The sequence below is a fragment of the Pelomonas margarita genome (assembly GCF_043555875.1).
Taxonomy (GTDB): domain Bacteria; phylum Pseudomonadota; class Gammaproteobacteria; order Burkholderiales; family Burkholderiaceae_C; genus Pelomonas; species Pelomonas margarita.
In genome coordinates, this window is sequence record NZ_JBIGHW010000011.1 from 77,444 (window position 1) to 96,788 (window position 19,345).

Here is a 19,345-nt window from a genome sequence, read left to right on the forward strand (position 1 = left end):
ATCGACGCGGCGACTGTAGGGGCATCGCCCCCCTGCAATCCCTGGCAAGGCCCCCCGCTTTCGAGCCCAAAGTCACGCCGACGGCGATCAGCTGAACAGCCGTCGCGCCGCCGGCGATCCCGCCGCCAGATCCCGCTCGGCCAGCGCCTCGTACAGCTTCTTCAGCTCCACGTCGATGGCCGCGAACGCATGCAGGCCCAGCACCTGGCCGCGGTCGTCGCAGACCTCGGCCTCCAGGTCGCGCGACAAGGCGCGCGCCGACTCCTGCCACAGCGCGAAGGGCTCGGCCTCGGCCGGCGTCTGCGGCACGTCCAGCGCCAAGGTCAGCTCGCGCAGCGACAGCGCCTCGGGGTCTTCCGCCAGTGCGGCCTGGGCGTCGAACTGCAGCGTCAGCACCGGCGGTGCGCCCTCTTCGGCGGCCGGCAGCACGAGGCGCCCGGGCAGCGCACCGGCCACGAAGCCGTGCCGCGCTGCGGACTGCTGCACGAAGCCCGGCGTCCATGCCGCCGCCTTGGCACGCAGCAGCAACGCCAGCTGGGCGTCGTGGCTGGCGGCGAACTGGTCCAGCTCGCGGGCGCGGGACACGACGTCCAGCATGTCGGGGAACTGCACGTAGCCGCCGACACCATCGGCGAAGGCCTGCACCTTCTGCACGAACTCCGAGTACTCGATTTCGGTCATCGCACCGCTGCGGTTGGCCATCTTCAAGCCGGCCTGGAACTCGCTGTAGCGCTGGCCCGGCGCCGGCAGCTCCCAGTCCCCGGTCTCGGCATTCAGGCCTTCAATCTGGAAGGGCTTGGTACCGGCGCGGCGGCTGCCCGGCTGGTGCTGCAGCGCCAGCTCGCCCGCCACCGGCTGCTCAACAGTGATGGTGGCAATGGCGTCGATCAGCGCATCGATGCGGGCTGACGGCTTGCGCTGCGGCCGGGCGACGGCGGTCAGCGTGGGGTCCAGCGCCTCCAGTCCCTCCAGCGGGGTGGCGGCTTCGGCCGGCAGCGCCTGGGCCGGCAGGTCGAAGCTGGGCTCCTCCTGCAGCGGCTGCGCCCGCTTGGGCCCGGCCTTGCGCGCGGCCCAGGCGCCATGCGCCACGACACCCACCAGCACAACCCCGCCGGCGATGGCAAGGAGTTCAGTCAAGGTCAGACTCATTCACTCATCCGTTCTGCATTCAAGTCGGCCCTGTCGGGCCTCAGACCTCAGCCATTGCCAGGGCCTTGTCCATGTCCACGGCCACGATGCGGGACACGCCCTGCTCCTGCATCGTCACACCGATGAGCTGCTCCGCCATCTCCATCGCGATCTTGTTGTGCGAGATGAAGAGGAACTGCGTGCCGCTGCTCATCTTGCTGACGAGCTTGGCGTAGCGCTCGGTGTTGGCGTCGTCCAGCGGTGCGTCCACCTCGTCCAGCAGGCAGAACGGCGCCGGGTTGAGCTGGAAGATCGCAAACACCAGCGCGATCGCCGTCAGCGCCTTCTCACCGCCGGACAGCAGGTGGATGGTGCTGTTCTTCTTGCCCGGCGGCTGCGCCATGACCTGCACGCCAGCGTCCAGGATTTCCTCACCCGTCATCACCAGCCGCGCCTGCCCGCCGCCAAACAGCTCGGGGAACATGCGGCCGAAGTGCTCGTTGACCTGGTTGAAGGTCGAGCCCAGCAGGTCGCGCGTCTCCAGGTCGATCTTGTGGATCGCGTCTTCCAGCGTCTGGATGGCCGAGTTCAGGTCGGTGCACTGCGAGTCCAGGAAGGTCTTGCGTTCGCGCGCCGCGGTCAGCTCGTCCAGCGCCGCGAGGTTGACCGCACCGAGCGCGGCGATCTCCCGGTTGATGCGGTCGATCTCGCCCTGCAGGCCGTAGAGCTTGACGCCACCGTCCTCGATGGACCGGGCCAGTGCGTCCAGGTCCACCGCGGCGGCTTCCAGCTGCTCGCGGTACTGCGCGCCTCCCAGCTGCGCGGCCTGTTCTTCCAGCTGCAGCTTGGTGATGGCCTCGCGCAGCGGGTCCAGGCTGCGCTCGAAGCTCAGGCGCTGCTCGTCGGCCTTGCGCAGGCGCAAGCTGAGGTCGTCGTAGCTGGCACGCACGGCAGAAAGCTGCCCCTCGCGCTCGACCTTCAGCGCCAGCGCGTCCTGCAGGCCGGCCTCGGCGGCGGCGTCGTTGAAGCCGTCCAGCTCGGCCTGCAGGCTGGCCGCCGAGGCGGCCACCTGCTGGATCTGCGCCTGCGCGGTCTCAATGCCGCGCTGCAGCTCGCCACGGCGTGCGGCCAGCGATTGCGTCGCGAAGCGGGCCTCCTGCGCGCGGCGCTCCAGCATGCGCAGCTGCTCGCGGGCGTCGGCCAGCTTGCGTTCGGCAGCGATGGTGCCATCTTCCAGCTCGGCATGGCGCTGCTGCGCGTCGCCTAACTGAATGTCCAGCTCCTCGAAGCGCGCCTCGCCGAGCGCACGGCGCTCCTGCAGCGCCTCCTGCTGCTCGGCGATCTCGGCCAGCTCCGCGTCCAGCGCGCTGCGGCGCTGCTGACTGGCTTCGGCCTGTTGTGTCAGGCGCAGCAGCTCAACCTGAAGCTGATGTGCCCGCGTCTGTGTCTCGCTGGCCTCACGGCGCAGCGCGGTGAGCCGGCCGTTGGCGTCGTTGAACTGGTGCTCCAGCCGCGTGAGCGTGATGCGGGCTTCGTCGGCAAGGAGGTTCTGCGCACGCTGCGCCGTCGTCAGCTGCTCGATCTCCTGAGCGCGGGCCAACAGGCCGGCCTGCTCAGAGTCCGGCGCATAGAAGGTCACCGAGAACTGGCCGACCGCATGGCCTTGCGGCGTCAGGATCAACTCGCCATGCGTCAGCTTGTCGCGTGCCGCCAGCGCGGCATCGAGGTCGGGCGCCGTGTAGACACCTTCCAGCCAGTCGTTCAGCAGCGCCATCAGGCCGGCGTCATCAAGCTTCAGCAGCGACGTCAGCGTCGGCAGCGTTTCGTGCGAGTTGGCAATGGCGCCCGGCGGCGATGAGTAAAAAGCCAGTCGAGCCGGCGGGGCGTCCTGCTCGAAGGCGCGCACCGTCTCCAACCGGCCCACGCTCAAGGCGCCCATGCGCTCGCGCAGCGCGGCTTCGAGCGCGTTCTCCCAGCCAGGCGTGATGTGCAGCTTGGTCCACAGGCCTTGCAGCCCGTCCAGGCCATGCTTGGCCAGCCAGGGCTTCAACTTGCCCTCGGTCTGCACTTTTTCCTGCAGCGCCTTGAGGGCCTCCAGGCGGGCGGTCAGTTCAGACTGCCTGGCCAGCTGCGCGTTGGCGTCCTGCTGCGCTGCGCGGCGCTGCTCTTCGAGCTGGGGCAGTTGCTCAGCGAGTTCCTGCAGCCGGCCCTCCGACAGCTCGCGGGCTTCGTCGGCCGCCGCACTGCGCTCGCGCAGCGCTTCGAGCGCGTCATGGTCGGGCGCGCCCAGTGCGCGCGACTCGGCCGTCAGCCGATCCTCGCGCTGGCGCAGCGCCTTGACCTGCTCGTCCACGCTGCGGCTCTCGGCCGCCAGCACCTGGATCTGTTGCTGCACCTGCGCCACCAGCGCGCGTTGTTCGTTCGCGCGGGCCTGCGCGCTGCGCACGGCGTCTTCGCTGTTGGGCAACTGTGCTTGCTGCTCTTCGGCCTGCGCGGCGAGGATCTCGCTCTGCTCGTCGGCGCCGGCGATCTGCTCGGCAATGCCTTCCAGTTCCGTCGTCGACTGCTCGACGCGATCGCGCCACTGCCGGTCCTGCGCATGCAGCTCCGCGAGGCGCGCTTGAGCCCGGTTGCGGCTCTCGACGACGAAGCGGATGCGCTCCTCCAGCCGGCTCACCTCCAGCTGCGCATCGGCATAGCGGCCTTGTGACGCGTGCAGCTCGTCGCCGGCGGCGTAGTGCTGTTGGCGCACCTCCTCCAGCTCGGCCTCCACTGCACGCAGCTCGGCCGTGCGGGCCTCCAGCGCCGTCAGCGCCTCGGCATGCGCGAGCTTTACCCGCGTGGCCTCGTTGCCGGCGTCGCGCGCCTTCAGGAACCACAGCTGGTGCAGCTTCAGCGTGCCACTGTCCTGTAGGCTGCGATAGCTGGCCGCCACCTCGGCCTGGCGCTCCAGCTTCTCAAGATTGGCGTTCAGTTCGCGCAGGATGTCGTCGACGCGCGTCAAGTTCTCGCGCGTGTCCTTGAGCCGGTTCTCGGTCTCGCGGCGGCGTTCTTTGTACTTGGAGACACCCGCAGCCTCTTCGAGGAACAGCCGCATCTCCTCGGGCTTGCTCTCGATGATGCGCGAGATGGTGCCCTGGCCGATGATGGCGTAGGCGCGTGGGCCTAGGCCCGTGCCAAGGAACACGTCCTGCACGTCGCGGCGGCGCACAGGCTGGTTGTTGATGAAGTAGCTGCTCGTGCCGTCGCGCGTCAGCACGCGCTTGACGGCGATCTCGGTGAACTGGTTCCACGGCCCGCCGGCGCGCGCCGATTGGTTGTCGAACACCAGCTCCACGCTTGAGCGCCCCGCCGGCTTGCGGTTGCCGCTGCCGTTGAAGATGACGTCCTGCATGGACTCGCCGCGCAGCTCGCTGGCCTTGCTCTCGCCCAGCACCCAGCGCACCGCATCCATGATGTTGGACTTGCCGCAGCCGTTGGGCCCGACGACGCCGACCAGCTGCCCGGGCAGCTGGAAGGTCGTGGGTTCAGCGAAGGATTTGAAGCCGGCCAGCTTGATCGAGTTCAGCCGCATGTAGCTCGGACGTAAGCCCTTGATTTGGCTAAAGAAAAGCGCCCCTCAGGGGCGCTCCGACGGGGCTGGATGATAGCATTCGCCCCCTCTCAGAACGCCTCACTGCCATGGCCACCAAGAAGTCCGCCGCTGCCGCCCCCGCTAAGAAGAACGCCAAGCCCAAGATGCGCGAGGTGCCCCCGAATCCGCCGAGCAAGCCCAGCAAGGACATTCTGGTCTTCCCGAACCCCAACCCGGAGCGCGATTTCGTCATCCAGTTTCAGGTGCCCGAGTTCACCTGCCACTGCCCGCTGACCGGCCAGCCCGACTTCGCGCACTTCACGATCGACATGATCGCGGATGAGCTCTGCGTGGAGCTCAAGAGCCTGAAGATGTACTTCTGGAGCTACCGCAACGAGGGCTCGTTCCACGAAAAGGTGACCAACAAGATCCTGGACGACATCGTCAAGGTCACCGACCCGCGTTTCATTCGCATCACGGCCAAGTGGTACGTGCGCGGCGGCATCTATACCAACATCGTCGCCGAGCACCGCAAGGCCGGCTGGACGCCCGCGCCGCGTGTGGACCTCCCTGCCCACGGTTTTGAATCGGGAATGCTGGGCTGATGAATCCGTTGCTCGACAGGCTGAATCCCTATCCGTTTGAACGCCTGCGCGAGCTGACGGCAGGCATCACGCCCAACCCGGACCTCACCCCCATCTCGCTGGGCATCGGCGAGCCCCGCCATGCTGCGCCGGCGCTGATCGCGGAGGCCATCGCCGGCTCGATGAAGAGCCTGGCCGCCTACCCAGCCACCGCCGGCACGCCGGCGCTGCGTGAGGCCATTGCCGGCTGGATCGCTCGCCGCTACGGCCTGACGCTGGATCCGTTGACGCAGGTGCTGCCCGTCAACGGCTCGCGCGAGGCGCTGTTCGCCATCGCGCAGACGATGGTGGACGGCAGTCGCGCCGGCGCCACGGTCGTGTGCCCCAACCCCTTCTATCAAATCTACGAAGGCGCGGCGCTGCTGGCCGGCGCCGACGTGGCCTTCGCCAACGCCGACCCGGCACGCAACTTCGCCGTGGACTGGTCGCAGATCGATGACGCCACCTGGGCGAAGACGCAGCTGCTCTACGTCTGCTCGCCCGGCAACCCCAGCGGCGCCGTGATGCCGCTGAGCGAGTGGCAGGCGCTGTTCGCACTGAGCGACCGCCACGGCTTCGTCATCGCGTCGGACGAGTGCTACTCGGAGATCTACTTCCGTGACGAGGCGCCGCTGGGCGGCCTGGAAGCTGCGGCCAAGCTGGGCCGCAGCGACTTTAAGAACCTCATTGCGTTCACGTCGCTGTCCAAGCGCTCCAATGTGCCGGGGCTGCGCTCCGGCTTCGTCGCGGGCGACGCCGCATTGCTGAAGAAATTCCTGCTCTACCGCACCTACCACGGCAGCGCCATGAGCCCCATCGTGCAGGCCGCCAGCATCGCGGCGTGGGGCGACGAGGCCCATGTCGTCGAGAACCGCGCTCGCTACCGCGAGAAGTTCGCTGCCGTCACGCCGCTGCTGGCCGACGTGCTGGACGTGGCGCTGCCTGACGCAGGCTTCTACCTGTGGGCAGGCGTGCCCGGCGGCGACGACGTCGCCTTCGCCCAGGGCCTGCTCGCTCAATACAATCTCGTGGTGCTTCCGGGCAGCCTGCTGGCCCGCCAAGCCCACGGCAACAACCCTGGCGCCGGGCGCATCCGCCTGGCCCTGGTGGCCGACGAGGCCGAATGCCTCGAAGCCGCCCGCCGCATCGTCTCCTTCACGAAATCCCGCCCATGAACACCGCCGAACTCCAAAGCACGATCGACCTCGCCTGGGACAACCGCACGTCGCTCGACCCCGTCAACGCACCGGAAGTGCGCCAGGCCGTCGACCACGTCATCGCCGAGCTGGACGCCGGCCGCCTGCGCGTGGCCACCCGTGAAGGCGTGGGCCAGTGGGCCGTGCACCAGTGGGTCAAGAAGGCCGTACTGCTGTCGTTCCGCCTGAACGACAACCGCATCATGGGCGACAAGGACCTGACCTTCTTCGACAAGGTGCCCACCAAGTTCGCCGGCATGAGCGAAGCCGAGCTGCGCGCCACAGGCGTGCGCGTGGTGCCGCCAGCCGTCGCCCGTCGCGGCAGCTACCAGGCCAAGAACGTCATCCTGATGCCCAGCTACGTGAACATCGGCGCCTACGTCGACGAAGGCACGATGGTGGACACGTGGGCCACCGTCGGTTCCTGCGCGCAGATCGGCAAAAACGTGCACCTGTCGGGCGGCGTGGGTATCGGCGGCGTGCTGGAGCCGCTGCAGGCCAACCCGACCATCATCGAGGACAACTGCTTCATCGGCGCCCGCTCCGAGGTCGTCGAAGGCGTCATCGTCGAGGAGAACTCGGTCATCTCCATGGGCGTCTACATCGGCCAGAGCACGCCGATCTACGACCGCGCCACGGGCGAGGTGAGCTACGGCCGCATCCCGGCCGGGTCCGTCGTCATCTCGGGCTCGCTGCCCAAGGATGACGGCCGCTACAGCCTGTACGCCGCCATCATCGTGAAGCGCGTGGACGCGCAGACCCGCTCGAAGACGAGCATTAACGAACTGCTGCGCGCCTGAGCATGGCCACCAGCGGCAACATGGAGCGCATCCTGCGGCTGATGGCCGACAAGGGTGCGTCGGACTGCTACCTGTCAGCCAACATGCCGGTGCTGATCCGCATCAACGGTCAGACGGTGCAGCTGTCCGATCAGCTCCTGACGCCGCCGCAACCACGCCAGCTGATCGCGGAGGTCGTCGACCCCGCCAGCCTGTCCGAGCTGGACGCGTCGGGCGAGCTGAACATGGCCGTGTCGGTCAGCGGCGTGGGCAGCTTCCGCCTGTCGGGCTTCCGCCAGCGGGGCTCGATTGCGGGCGTGTTCCGGCACATCCCGCACGACATCCCGACGATGGACAGCCTGGGCCTGCCGCCCATCCTCGGCGGCATGGTCAAGGAAAAGCGCGGCCTGATCCTGATGGTGGGCGCCACCGGCACAGGCAAGAGCACGACGCTGGCCTCCATGCTGGAGCTGCGCAACCAGACCATGAGCGGGCACATCCTCACCATCGAGGACCCGATCGAATACCTGTTCAGCAACAAGCGCTCGGTGGTCAACCAGCGCGAGATCGGCCGCGACACCGCGTCGCTACAGATCGCGCTGAAGAACGCCCTGCGCCAGGCGCCGGACTGCATCCTCATCGGCGAGATCCGCGACCGCGAGACCATGACGGCCGCGATCAGCTACTCGCTGTCGGGTCACCTCGTGCTGGCCACGCTGCATGGCAACAACACCTACCACGCGCTGAACCGCATCCTGTCCTTCTACACGCCGGAGTCCCGACCGGCGCTGCTGAACGACCTGGCGGCGGGCCTGAAGGCCATCGTGTCGCAGCGCCTCGTTCGCGCCACGGCCGGCGGCCGCGTGCCGGTGCTGGAGATCCTGCTGAACTCCAAGCTGGTGTCAGAGCTCATCGAGCAGGGAGACTTCGCCGGCGTGAAGGAGGCGATGGAAAAATCCATCGCCGAGGGCTCGCAGACCTACGAAGAGCACTTCGCCAAGCTCATCACCGACGGTGTCATCACCCGCGAGGAAGGCCTGGCATTCGCCGACTCGCCCACCAACCTGCTGTGGCGGCTGCAGAACGAGGCACCCGGCGCACGCCTCGCGACCGCCCCGCGCAAGGAAGAGAAGGCTGGCGACGAAGCCAGCTTCACCGAAATTACCCTGGACGTCCGCGGCACTTGAAACTCATCGACTGCATCGACACCCAAGCCGCCCGCCTCGCCCAGGCGGGCTTGTTTTTTGGCCATGGCACGACGAACGCCTTCGACGAGGCCGCGTGGCTGGCCTTGTGGCGCCTGGGCCTACCACTGGACGCCCTGGACGAGCATGAGGAACGCGAGCTGACCGGCGCCGAGTCGGCCGCCATCACCGCCCTCGTCGACGAGCGCATCAGCACACGCAAGCCCGCCGCCTACCTGACCGGCGAGGCCTGGCTGCAGGGCGTGCCGTTCACCATCGACGAGCGCGCCATCGTGCCACGCAGCTTCATTGCCGAGCTGATCGCCGACGCCAGCATCGACCCCTGGCTGAACCCGGCCAGCCGCCGCGTGCTGGACCTGTGCACCGGCAACGGCAGCTTGGCCGTGCTGGCAGCGATGGCATGGCCCGATGTGGCGGTGGATGCACTGGATCTCAGCGTCGACGCGCTGGCCGTGGCGACACTGAATGTCGAACGCCATGACCTGACGTCGCGCATCCGCCTGCTGCAGGGCGACGGCCTGGCCGGCGCTGAAGGCCCCTACGACTTGATCCTCTGCAACCCGCCATACGTGAACAGCGCCAGCATGGCCGCGCTGCCCGCCGAGTACCTGGCCGAGCCCGAGCTGGCGCTGGCCGGCGGCCGGGACGGCATGGACTTCATCCGAGAGCTGCTGCGCGCAGCGCCCGCCGCGCTGAACGACGACGGCGTGTTGGTGCTGGAGATCGGCAACGAGCGCCAACACTTTGAAGCCGCCTTCCCGACGCTGGAAGTCGTGTGGATGGACACCTCCTCCGGCGCCGACCAGGTGCTGCTGGTGACGAAAGAAAACCTGCTGTGATCACTCTCCGCGACATCACCCTGCGCCGTGGCGTCAAGGTCGTCCTCGACAACGCCTCAGCCACGCTGCAACCGGGCGAGAAGATCGGCCTCGTCGGCCGCAACGGGGCCGGCAAGTCCAGCCTGTTCGCGCTGCTGACCAACCGCCTGGGCAACGACCGCGGCGAGGTGGAAGTGCCCAAGCACTGGCGCCGCTCCGAAGTGGCCCAGAACATGCCCGAGACGGAAGACGGCGCGACCGACTACGTGCTGCAGGGCGACCTGACCCTGGTGGCTGCCCGTGTGGCGCTGGCCGAGGCCGAAGCCGCCGAGGACGGCCATGCGATGGCTGACGCGCATGCCGCGCTGGCCGACGCTGGCGCCTTCGACGCCCGGGCGCGCGCGCAGGCGCTGCTGATGGGCCTGGGCTTCAAGACCGAGCAGCTCGACGCGCCCGTCAACAGCTTCTCCGGCGGCTGGCGCATGCGCCTGCAGCTGGCCCGCGCGCTGATGTGCCCGGCCGAGCTGATGCTGCTGGACGAGCCGACCAACCACCTGGACCTGGACGCGCTGGTCTGGCTGGAAGCCTGGCTGCAACGATACGACGGCACGCTGATCATCATCAGCCACGACCGCGAGTTCCTCGACGCGATCACCAAGGTCACGCTGCATCTGGACGAAGGCAAGCTGGTGCGCTACGGCGGCAACTACACCAGCTTTGAGACTCAGCGCGCCGAACGCATGGTGCTGCAGCAGGCGGCATACGCCAAGCAGCAGGACCGCGTGGCCCACCTGCAAAAGTTCATCGACCGCTTCAAGGCCAAGGCCAGCAAGGCCAAGCAGGCGCAGAGCCGCGTGAAGGCGCTGGAGCGCATGGAGAAGCTGGCACCGGTGCTGGCGTCTGCCGACTTCAATTTCGAGTTCCGCGAGCCGCTGAACCTGCCCAACCCGATGCTGATGTTCGATGAACTCAGCGCTGGCTACCGTACCGACGAGGGCGACAAGATCATTGTGCGCGGCGTGGACCGCTCCGTGCTGGCCGGCCAGCGCATCGGCATCCTCGGCGCCAACGGCCAGGGCAAGTCCACTCTGGTCAAGACCATTGCCCGCGCACAGGCCCCCATGGGCGGCAAGCTGACCGAGGGCAAGGGCCTGTCCATAGGCTACTTTGCCCAGCAGGAGCTGGACGTGCTGCGGCTGGACGAAGGCCCGCTGGAGCACATGGTGCGGCTGGCCCGCGAGGTCGGCCCGCAGGGCCGAGAGCAGGAGCTGCGCGACTTCCTCGGTCAGTTCCGCTTCACCGGCGACATGGTCAACCAGCAGGTTGGCAGTCTGTCGGGCGGTGAGAAGGCGCGGCTTGTTCTGGCGATGCTGGTGTGGCAACGGCCAAATTTGCTGCTGCTGGACGAGCCGACCAACCACCTGGACCTGAACACCCGCGAGGCGCTGTCGATGGCGCTGAACGAGTTCGAGGGCACGGTCATGCTGGTCAGCCACGACCGGGCGCTGCTGCGCGAGGTCTGCGACGAGTTCTGGCTGGTCGCCGATGGCGCGGTCAAGCCCTTCGACGGCGATCTGGACGACTACCAGCGCTGGCTGCTGGAGCAGAGCAAGGAGGCCGCCCGCGCCGCCAAGAAGCAGGCGTCTGCCCCGGCACCCAAGCCCAAGGCTGCCGCAGCAGCCCCCTCACCTGCACCGGCCGCACCCGTGGACCGCAAGGCCTCGGGCCAGGCACGCGCCAAGCTGGCCGAGCAGACGCGCCCACTGCGCAAGGAGATGGAAGCCATCGACAAGCGCATGCATGCGCTGGCGACCGAGCGCACGGAGATCGAAGCCCAGCTCGCCGAAGGCGCCGCCGCGTCGGCCATCGCCGAGATGGGCAAGCGCCTGAAGGCGATCGGCGACCAGCTCGAAGCCGACGAGATGCGCTGGCTAGAGCTGGGCGAGCAAATCGAGGCGCTGTCCGCCTGACGGCGGATCAGGCTGCCAGCGCGGCCGCCAGCGTCAACGCGCCTGGCAGCGCCTGCACGAACAGGATCTTGCGCGACGCGGTGGCTGCGCCGAACACGCCAGCCACCACCACGCAGCCTGCGAAGAAGATCATCCACGGCCGGCCGACCACCACTCCCTGCATCACGCCCCAGGCCAGGCCCGCCGCCAGGAAGCCGTTGTACAGCCCCTGATTGGCTGCCAGCGCCTTGCTCTGCTCGGCGAAGTCCGCCTTCAGCCCAAAGGCCTTGCGCCCCAGCGGCTTGGTCCAGAAGAACATCTCCAGCACCAGGATGTAGACGTGTAGCAACGCGAGCAGCGTTGCGAGCACCAAAGCCAGGGTCTGCATGGCCTCTCCTCTTGAAGTTGAAAGATACGCATGCTCTCAGAACGGCATGCGCAGGGCTGTCACACAAAAGACCATTTCAATAGTGTGCAATTTAATTGCCATCTACATTCTCGTCCATGCCACGCCTCAAGGTCAGCGCCGCCAACGTCAAGCCCACGCCCGATGCCCGGGAGCAGTGGCTGCTGCTGGACCGGCAGCTCTGCTTCGCGCTCTACAGCAGCTCGCTGGCCATGACCAAGCTCTACAAGCCGCTGCTGGCCCCACTGGGCCTGACCTACCCGCAATACCTCGTGATGCTGGTGTTGTGGGAGACCGACGGCCTGGCCGTCGGCCAACTGGGCCAGCGGCTGTCGCTGGACTCCGGCACGCTCACCCCGCTGCTCAAGCGGCTGGAGCTGCTGGGCCACATCGAACGCCGACGCGCGCAAGACGATGAGCGCCGCGTAGACATCTTGCTGACGTCATCAGGCCGCAAGCTCCGCAGGCAGGCACTGGACATCCCCGGCCAGTTAGCCTGCGCAAGCGCCTGCGAACTCAACGAGCTCGCCTCGCTGACCACCCGGTTGCACGAACTGCGAGGCCAGTTGACGGCGGCCATTGCTGCCGGTTGATTTCCCCCCCGCGACGTTTCCCCTGTTCCCGAGTCCCTTTCACCCCGACCCCAAGGAGCCCACTATGGCCATCGAGAAAGCCCTCTACACCGCCACCGCCACTGCCACCGGCGGCCGCGCCGGCACTGCCAAGTCGTCCGACGGCGCCCTGGACGTGACGCTGTCCACTCCGGCCCAGCTGGGCGGCGCAGGCGGCCCCGGCACCAACCCGGAGCAGCTGTTCGCAGCCGGCTATTCCGCCTGCTTCATCGGCGCCATGAAGGCCGTGTCGGCCCGCCAGAAGATCGCACTGCCGGCGGAAGTCAGCATCACCAGCGACGTCGCCATCGGCCCGCACGCCGACAAGCCCGGCGCCTTCGGCATCCAGGTCGACATGAAGATCTCCGTGCCCGGCATGGACCGCGCCCAGCTGGAAGCGCTGGTGGCCACGGCCCATGAGGTCTGCCCCTACTCCAACGCCACCCGTGGCAACGTGGACGTCACGCTGACCATCGTCTGATGTGCCGACGCTCCCGAACCCGCAAGGGTTGCGGGAGCGCGCCGTTCAGTCCGCCAGCAATGCCAGCATCAGCTCGATGCGCGCCTTGACAGGGCTGAGCGCACCGGCTGTCGGCAGCAGGCCGGGCAGGTGCATGACCGGGCCTGCATCACAGCGCGTGCTGCGCAGCACGCGCACACCGGCTGCCTGCGCCTCGCGCAGCGCCGCCTCCAGCTGCCAGGACAAGGTGCCGTTGCCCGTGCCAGCGGCCACGATGCCATCCACGCCCGCCGCCAGCAGCGCCCGCACGAGGCGGCCGTCTGCGCCGGCATGGTTCATCACGATGTCCACGCGCGGCCAGTCAGCCGCTGGCGCTGCCATGCGCGCCAGACCCAGCGCATCACCGACAGGCCAGCGCCCCAGCAGGCGCACGGAGCCCTCTTCCACCCGCGCCACCAACGCCCCGTCCATCGACTCGAAGGCATCGACGCGATAGCTGTGCGTCTTGCGCACCTGCACCGCATCATGAACCCGCCCCGCGAAGGCGACGACCACGCCCGCCGCGCCTTGCGCCGCCGCCACCTGAACGGCGTCCGCCAAGTTCTGCGGCCCGTCCGGCGCCAGCGCCGTCGCCGGCCGCATCGCAGCGGTCAGCACCACCGGCTTGGCCGGGGCCAGCACGCGGTGCAGCAAGTAGGCCGTCTCCTCCAGCGTGTCCGTGCCATGGGTGATGACGATGCCGCCGACCTCCGGCCGATCCAGCTGCTCGTGCACCGCAGCGGCTAGCGCCTGCCAGGTGGCCACGTCCATGTCCTTGCTGTCCAGCTGCGCCACCTGGTGCGCCTCAAGCCGCCGCCCGGCCAGCGTCGGCACGGCCGCCAGCAAGTCCTCCACGCGAAGTTGCGCTGCCGTGTAGCCCACACCATCCGCAGCGCTCTGTGCGGTGCCGGCGATGGTGCCGCCCGTGCCAAGAATGACGATCAAGGGCTCAAGGGTTTGCAATTTTCAATTCCTGGATAAAAATACAGATACTGGATACACAACCAGCTCAACTCACAAGGCCGCTCGTGCAAGACCAACCCAAGCTTACCGCCCGCCAACAGCAGATCTTCGACTTGGTCCGCAACGCGATCGAAAGCACCGGCGCTCCGCCCACCCGCGCCGAGATCGCTGCCGAGCTGGGCTTCAAGTCCGCCAATGCCGCCGAGGAACACCTGCAGGCATTGGCCCGCAAAGGCATGCTGGAGCTGGTGGGTGGCACATCCCGCGGTATCCGGCTCAAGTCCGACACGCTCAGCGCGGTCAACCGCGCCCGCCAATTCAGCCTGCCCATTCCCAGCCTGGCGCAATTGACCTTGCCGCTGATTGGCCGCGTCGCTGCCGGCGCCCCCATCCTGGCCCAGGAGCATGTCGAGCAGACCTACACCGTCGAGCCCAGCCTGTTCGCCAAGAAGCCCGACTACCTGCTCAAGGTCAAGGGCATGAGCATGCGAGACATCGGCATCCTCGACGGCGACCTGCTGGCGGTGCAATCAGCCAAGGAGGCCCGCAACGGCCAGATCGTGGTCGCACGCGTCGGCGAGGACGTGACCGTGAAGCGTTTCAAGCGCGGGCCTGCGGGCATCGAACTCCTGCCCGAGAATGCCGATTTCCAACCCATCGTCGTCAGTGAGGACGAGCACTTCAGCATCGAGGGTCTGGCCGTCGGGCTGATCCGTGGGCAGGGATTCAACTGAACGCCGGGACGGTGGTTCAATTCCCCCCGGCTCCACCAGATAAGGTTCCGTCGCCAACTTCCCTGCGAAACACATCGTGGGCGACGGCCGAGCCATGGGCTCCGGCTGGGCTGACGAGCAGAGCAACCGCGCAGACACTGACCCGCCGCTCCCCAAGGTGGTGGAGGTGGCAGCCGGCGAGTGGTACGCGCTGCCGGCGGTCACGGAATGGGCGATCACCGACCTGGCGTTCGACGTGGTCGGCTGGTTGCTGCAGGAGCTGGCCGACGAGTACTCGGAGAACGTCATGTCTTCGATCGTTTCCGGCGCAGGCAACAACAAGCCCACCGGCTTTCTCGGTAGCCCGGCGCCGGTCGCCACCAGCGATGCCGCCGGCCGGGCCTTCGGCACCCTCCAGTACATCGCCTCGGGCCTGGCAAGCGCGTTGCCAGCGACGACATCGGGCGTCATCGACTTGCTACTCGATGTCGTGCACAGCCTGCGCTGGAAGCACCGGCAGAACGCGCACTGGACGATGAGCGCTCTGACCATGTCGGCGCTGCGGAAGTACAAGGACGCTGATGGCCGGCCAATCCTGCTGGACTCGATGATCTCCGGCCAGCCCGCGACGTTGCTGGGTTACCCGCTGGTCGAGTGCGAGGCGATGCCCAACGTCGCGGCCGGCGCCTTCCCCATCGCATTCGGCAACTTCGATGCCGGCTACGTGTTGGATCGCGATGCAGGTGCCATGCGCATCACGCGCGACGACATCACCACGAAGGGCTTCGTGAAGTTCTATGCCCGCACCCGCGTCGGCGGGAAGGTGCTGGACAGCGAGGCGATCAAGCTGGTCAAGATCGCGACCAGCTGATCTGAAGGAGGGGCGGCACGGCCGCCCCATCACAGATTCCGCCGACGGGGCGCGTCTGGGCTTGGCAGCCGTGCACGCGCCAGCCACTGCTTCGTCGCCAGCCCCACCTTCCAGGAGAACACCATGCCACCTGTCATCATCGCCGCGGCCTACGCAGTTGCGATTGGCACCACTGCCGCTTGGATCTCGGCAGCAATCACTGCCCTCACCCCCTCGCTCAACTATCGCCGGGGCCGCGCCTGCCCGCTCGCTGCGTCGCAGGAGAAACAACAATGAGCATCGTCAATGCCCGATCCACGAAGGACGAACTGATCGTTGAAGTCGACTCGCTCGGCGGGCTACCGCCAGGCTTGGTCGTGCCAGAGTCACAGCGCGGCGCTGCCCTCGTGAGGGTGCCGAAAGTGGCTGTAGTTCCACATCAGCGCCTCGTGGTGGCTGCTAGGGGCGCGACGCTTTTTCACACCGTCTTGGCGGGGCCGATGAGCATTGCCCCCTTCGATTCTCCGGACGATCTCATGGACCACGTGCCGGATTTCCTGAAGGAGTCGCACAGGATGTTTCTGCAGCTTGCGGCCCCCACTCCTGATCTGCGCAAGTTGGACAACGACGGCGTCATCGGCATCTACTCGCCGCGGTTGGGCAGAATTCGCGCGCTGACGTTTCAGGTAACAAGCCAGGGAGAGGTGACTATCGACGAGCTGTCGAAAGACGGGGGCATCGACGTTCACCTGACCCCTTGGTTCGACGAGTTGGAGCAGGTGGAAGCGGATGCTCTGTCAACACGCGGCTCAATTGCGGCAGCGCCTGCCGAGCAGCTACGACTCGTGCACAAGCACCATCCGGATCTGATGACAGGTGGCGAGATAGTCTCTGTGCGCCTCACGCGTCACGGCATCAGCACTCGCGTCCTGCCCGAGCCGAATTGGAGGCCTCAACCCTGGTCGCTTCCTCAGGGTCTTCAGAGCTGACGATCGCCCCCCCCCCCCCGGGTGCTGCGGGGCTGGCAGGGCCATCCACGCAGCTCGGGGGGGCCCTTCAGTCTCTGGGGTGCCTGCGGCCCGGACCGCACAGTCCCCCATTCGCGGGTCTTTTTCCTGCGGCCGGAATTTCGGCCGGCAGCTCTGGACTGTAAAAGATTGTGGGGCGCCGGGCCTTCGCTGGGCCTCCCTCGCGGCCCCGCTCCAGCACGCACACGCCGAACTTATCCGGTGCTCTGCCGCTTGCTATCCGGTTTGTTGTCCGGTGGGATGGTCGCGGAGATTGCCCCACCTGCAGCCGTGCCCGTCCCTGGCCCCAGCCCCCGCACTCGACGCGCACCGGACAACAAACCGGACAACTGCGTGTCGACGGCGCAACGTTTCATAGAGCCGTGCGGGTGACCCCGGCCCACCGAATTGAAAAAGGCCCGTGTCACCGACACGGGCCTTTCGTTTTGGATGGTGGAGCCGGGGGGAATTGAACCCCCGTCCGCAAGCCATCACCGGGCAGATCTACATGCTTAGCCGGCTGGTTTGAATCTCACGGTCAACTCGCGCAGTGGCACGCTAGCTTTCCCGCCAGTCACTTGATCTCACGCCCAACCGAGTGACCCGGTCAGACGCCAGCCGATGTGAGTGACTTCTCAGCCTTGCCCCTTGCGGAACTCAGCCCGGCCCATCGGCCTGCCGTTGAGAAGCTCATCCGCAATTAAGCGGCGAGTGCGAACGTAGAGTCGTTTGCAGTTACTTTGTTTCCAGTGGTTTTACGAGCGGACTGGTGCTCGGCATGCCCTACTCCGGATCCGCACCCACGTCGAAACCAGGTCGGCCCCAGAGCGTCGTAGTTTAGGGCAGACCGAGCAGCTTCAAGAGATCGCCTGGCGAATTCAGTGCCGCGTCGGCGCGCCAATCGACGTACCGGGCCTGCGGCCCCAGATAACCCCAGGCGGCCACCGCTGTGGCCATGCCCGCAGCGCGTCCGGCCACCACATCGCGCTCGTCGTCGCCGACGTACAGACAGGCCGCCGGCGCCACACCCAGGCGGCGCGCCGCTTCCAGCAGAGGCGCCGGATGCGGCTTGGCATGGACTGTGGTGTCGCCACCAACAACGACCGCCGCACCCAGCCGCAGCGAGGCCGTCAGCGGCAGCGCGAAACGCTCGGCCTTGTTCGTCACGATGCCCCACGCCAGGCCCGCCTCGACCAGCCCCGACAGTGCCACCAGGATGCCGGGAAACGGCTCCGTGCTGTCGTACATCAGGCCCTCGTAGCGATCGAGGAACTCGCGCTTGAGGTCGTCATAGCACGGCTGCCCGGGGGCGACGGCGAAGGCCTGGCTCAGCATGCCGCGCGCGCCTGAGCCACCGTGTGGTCGGTATTGCGCAAACGGCAAAGGCGGCAGGCCACGCGTCTCACGCATGGCATTGGCCGCACGGCCCAAATCCCGGGCACTGTCGATGAGCGTGCCGTCCAGATCGAACAGCACGGCTTGCAAGTGCGCCCAACGCGGCGCCAGCTGCATCAAAGCGGGCGCCGGCAGGCCAAGAGGTAGTTGACGTCGGTATCCGTGCCCAGCGCATAACGCTGCGTCAACGGGTTGTAGGTCAGCCCGCGGCTTGCCTGCAGGTCCAGGCCGGCATCGCGGCAGAACTGCGCCAGCTCCGATGGCTTCAGGAACCGGGCGTACTCATGCGTACCCCGAGGAAGCATGTTCAACACGTACTCTGCGCCGACGATGGCAAGCAGAAACGCCTTGGCATTGCGGTTCAGCGTCGACAGGAACACCCAGCCGCCTGGCTTCACCAGTGCCGCGCAGGCCCGCACCACCGACGCCGGATCAGGCACGTGTTCCAGCATTTCCATGCAAGTCACGACATCGAAGCCGGCCGGCTGTTCGGCCGCCAGCGCTTCGACGGCGATCTCGCGGTACTCGACGCCCTCGGTGGCGGCTTCCATCGCGTGCAACTCAGCCACACGCAGCGGCTTGGTCGACAGGTCGATGCCCAACACCTGGGCACCTGCGCGGGCCATGGAATCGCTGAGGATGCCACCGCCACAGCCGACGTCCACGACGCGCTTGCCGGCCAGCGAGCACAACTGCTGTATCCAGCCCAGGCGCAGCGGATTGATCTGGTGCAGCGGCTTGAAGTCGCTCTCGGGGTCCCACCAGTGGTGGGCCAGCTCGCCGAACTTGGCGAGCTCTTGAGGATCGGCGTTGATCGTCATGTTGTGCAGAAAATGAAAAAGCCCCGACGGGCGGGCCGTGCGGGGCTTTGTGCAAAGCGCCCGAAGGCGCTGAGCTTACTTGTTGCGCGTACCGACGACTTCGATCTCAGTGCGACGGTTCTTGGCGCGGCCATCGGCGCTCTTGTTGTCCGCCACAGGCTGCTTCTCGCCCTTGCCTTCGGTGTAGACGCGATTCGGCTCGACGCCCTTGCTCACCAGGTAGGCCTTGACGGCTTCCGAGCGGCGGATCGACAGCTTCTGGTTGTACTCATCGCTGCCCACCGAGTCGGTGTGGCCCACGGCGATGATGACTTCCAGGTTGATGCCCTTGGTCTTGCCGACCAGGTCATCCAGCTTCGCGGTGGCTTCTGCCTTAAGCGTCGCCTTGTCGAAGTCGAAGAACGCGTCAGCCGCGAACGTCACCTTCTCGCTGACGGGTGCCGGGGGCGGCGGGGGAACCGGCTTCGGCGGGGCGGGCGGAGCGACCGGGGGCTGCGCGGGCTGCGCCGGCGGAGCGGGCGGCTTGACAGCCGGCTTGATCTCGCCATCGCAGCCCTTGGCGGCCGTGGCAGGCGTCCAGAAGCCGTCGCGCCAGCAGTATTCGTTGGTGCCGTTCTTCCAGACGGTGCCGTCGGTCGCGCGCCAGTTGTCGATGGTCTGTGCCGATGCGCCCGATGCAGCAACAGCGACCGCAGCCACCGCAAACAGCGACGCCACGCGATTCAATTTCTTCATGATTCTCCTCTCAAGGAATGCCGCAGTTGCCCTGCGAGAGTCAGTACTCGAACCTCTAACCACAGGAAAAACT

At 67.3% G+C, this 19,345-nt stretch carries 19 protein-coding genes and 1 other RNA gene; 12 read left to right on the top strand and 8 right to left on the bottom strand.

Annotation, left to right across the window (positions count from 1 at the left end; translation table 11 throughout):
• Positions 1-87 precede the first annotated feature (87 nt).
• Positions 88-1,137 carry a cell division protein FtsZ gene (locus ACG0Z3_RS18105; RefSeq protein WP_394400021.1) on the bottom strand — a complete coding sequence of 350 codons (1,050 nt, stop codon included), beginning with the start codon at positions 1,135-1,137 and terminating at the stop codon, positions 88-90.
• Between the two features lie 52 nt (positions 1,138-1,189).
• Positions 1,190-4,702 carry a chromosome segregation protein SMC gene (gene smc, locus ACG0Z3_RS18110; protein ID WP_394400023.1) on the bottom strand — a complete coding sequence of 1,171 codons (3,513 nt, stop codon included), beginning with the start codon at positions 4,700-4,702 and terminating at the stop codon, positions 1,190-1,192.
• Between the two features lie 164 nt (positions 4,703-4,866).
• Between smc and queF the strand changes: the two genes are divergently transcribed.
• From queF to ACG0Z3_RS18140, 6 genes are read left to right on the top strand one after another with little or no spacing between them, the layout of a single operon-like run.
• Positions 4,867-5,307, top strand: a complete 441-nt coding sequence (gene queF / locus ACG0Z3_RS18115) for a preQ(1) synthase (RefSeq protein WP_394400139.1) — start codon at positions 4,867-4,869, stop codon at positions 5,305-5,307.
• Positions 5,307-6,500, top strand: coding sequence for a succinyldiaminopimelate transaminase (dapC, locus tag ACG0Z3_RS18120; RefSeq protein ID WP_394400025.1), 1,194 nt, complete (start codon positions 5,307-5,309; stop codon positions 6,498-6,500). The genes queF and dapC overlap by 1 nt, the downstream gene beginning before the upstream one ends.
• The gene (gene dapD, locus ACG0Z3_RS18125; RefSeq protein WP_394400027.1) at positions 6,497-7,321 is read left to right on the top strand and encodes a 2,3,4,5-tetrahydropyridine-2,6-dicarboxylate N-succinyltransferase; all 825 of its coding nucleotides are present in this window, start codon (positions 6,497-6,499) and stop codon (positions 7,319-7,321) included. The genes dapC and dapD overlap by 4 nt, the downstream gene beginning before the upstream one ends.
• Positions 7,322-7,323: 2 nt before the next feature.
• Positions 7,324-8,487: a PilT/PilU family type 4a pilus ATPase gene (locus ACG0Z3_RS18130; RefSeq protein ID WP_394400029.1), complete on the top strand. Its 1,164-nt coding sequence runs from the start codon at positions 7,324-7,326 to the stop codon at positions 8,485-8,487.
• Positions 8,484-9,344, top strand: a complete 861-nt coding sequence (gene prmB / locus ACG0Z3_RS18135) for a 50S ribosomal protein L3 N(5)-glutamine methyltransferase (protein WP_394400031.1) — start codon at positions 8,484-8,486, stop codon at positions 9,342-9,344. The genes ACG0Z3_RS18130 and prmB overlap by 4 nt, the downstream gene beginning before the upstream one ends.
• The gene (locus ACG0Z3_RS18140) at positions 9,341-11,293 is read left to right on the top strand and encodes an ATP-binding cassette domain-containing protein (RefSeq protein ID WP_394400033.1); all 1,953 of its coding nucleotides are present in this window, start codon (positions 9,341-9,343) and stop codon (positions 11,291-11,293) included. Before prmB ends, ACG0Z3_RS18140 begins: the two co-directional genes overlap by 4 nt.
• 7 nt (positions 11,294-11,300) lie before the next feature.
• Here ACG0Z3_RS18140 and ACG0Z3_RS18145 read toward each other — a convergent pair whose 3' ends face one another.
• Positions 11,301-11,660 carry a DUF1304 domain-containing protein gene (locus ACG0Z3_RS18145; protein ID WP_394400035.1) on the bottom strand — a complete coding sequence of 120 codons (360 nt, stop codon included), beginning with the start codon at positions 11,658-11,660 and terminating at the stop codon, positions 11,301-11,303.
• Positions 11,661-11,776: 116 nt separating this feature from the next.
• Between ACG0Z3_RS18145 and ACG0Z3_RS18150 the strand changes: the two genes are divergently transcribed.
• Positions 11,777-12,271: a MarR family winged helix-turn-helix transcriptional regulator gene (locus tag ACG0Z3_RS18150; RefSeq protein WP_394400037.1), complete on the top strand. Its 495-nt coding sequence runs from the start codon at positions 11,777-11,779 to the stop codon at positions 12,269-12,271.
• Positions 12,272-12,335: 64 nt separating this feature from the next.
• Positions 12,336-12,770, top strand: coding sequence for an organic hydroperoxide resistance protein (locus ACG0Z3_RS18155; protein ID WP_394400039.1), 435 nt, complete (start codon positions 12,336-12,338; stop codon positions 12,768-12,770).
• A 45-nt stretch (positions 12,771-12,815) separates the two neighbouring features.
• On the opposite strand, the gene ACG0Z3_RS18160 is transcribed toward ACG0Z3_RS18155, so the two are convergent.
• On the bottom strand, positions 12,816-13,751 hold the full coding sequence (locus ACG0Z3_RS18160) for an asparaginase (protein ID WP_394400041.1): 936 nt from the start codon (positions 13,749-13,751) through the stop codon (positions 12,816-12,818).
• Positions 13,752-13,816: 65 nt separating this feature from the next.
• Between ACG0Z3_RS18160 and lexA the strand changes: the two genes are divergently transcribed.
• From lexA to ACG0Z3_RS18180, 4 genes are all read left to right on the top strand, one after another.
• Positions 13,817-14,485, top strand: coding sequence for a transcriptional repressor LexA (gene lexA, locus ACG0Z3_RS18165; protein WP_394400043.1), 669 nt, complete (start codon positions 13,817-13,819; stop codon positions 14,483-14,485).
• Positions 14,486-14,579: 94 nt separating this feature from the next.
• Positions 14,580-15,335, top strand: a complete 756-nt coding sequence (locus ACG0Z3_RS18170; protein WP_394400141.1) for a phage major capsid protein — start codon at positions 14,580-14,582, stop codon at positions 15,333-15,335.
• Between the two features lie 123 nt (positions 15,336-15,458).
• Positions 15,459-15,611: a hypothetical protein gene (locus tag ACG0Z3_RS18175; RefSeq protein WP_394400045.1), complete on the top strand. Its 153-nt coding sequence runs from the start codon at positions 15,459-15,461 to the stop codon at positions 15,609-15,611.
• The gene (locus ACG0Z3_RS18180; RefSeq protein ID WP_394400047.1) at positions 15,608-16,303 is read left to right on the top strand and encodes a hypothetical protein; all 696 of its coding nucleotides are present in this window, start codon (positions 15,608-15,610) and stop codon (positions 16,301-16,303) included. The genes ACG0Z3_RS18175 and ACG0Z3_RS18180 overlap by 4 nt, the downstream gene beginning before the upstream one ends.
• A 469-nt stretch (positions 16,304-16,772) precedes the next feature.
• Here ACG0Z3_RS18180 and ssrA read toward each other — a convergent pair.
• The 4 genes from ssrA to ompA all read right to left on the bottom strand — a co-directional run bounded on the left by ssrA (position 16,773) and on the right by ompA (position 19,272).
• Positions 16,773-17,145, bottom strand: a transfer-messenger RNA (tmRNA) gene (ssrA, locus tag ACG0Z3_RS18185).
• 13 nt (positions 17,146-17,158) lie between these two features.
• Positions 17,159-17,797, bottom strand: a complete 639-nt coding sequence (locus ACG0Z3_RS18190) for an HAD-IA family hydrolase (protein WP_394400143.1) — start codon at positions 17,795-17,797, stop codon at positions 17,159-17,161.
• Between the two features lie 35 nt (positions 17,798-17,832).
• Positions 17,833-18,537, bottom strand: a complete 705-nt coding sequence (gene ubiG, locus ACG0Z3_RS18195; protein ID WP_394400049.1) for a bifunctional 2-polyprenyl-6-hydroxyphenol methylase/3-demethylubiquinol 3-O-methyltransferase UbiG — start codon at positions 18,535-18,537, stop codon at positions 17,833-17,835.
• A gap of 75 nt (positions 18,538-18,612) precedes the next feature.
• Positions 18,613-19,272, bottom strand: coding sequence for an outer membrane protein OmpA (ompA, locus tag ACG0Z3_RS18200; protein WP_394400051.1), 660 nt, complete (start codon positions 19,270-19,272; stop codon positions 18,613-18,615).
• Positions 19,273-19,345: the final 73 nt, after the last annotated feature.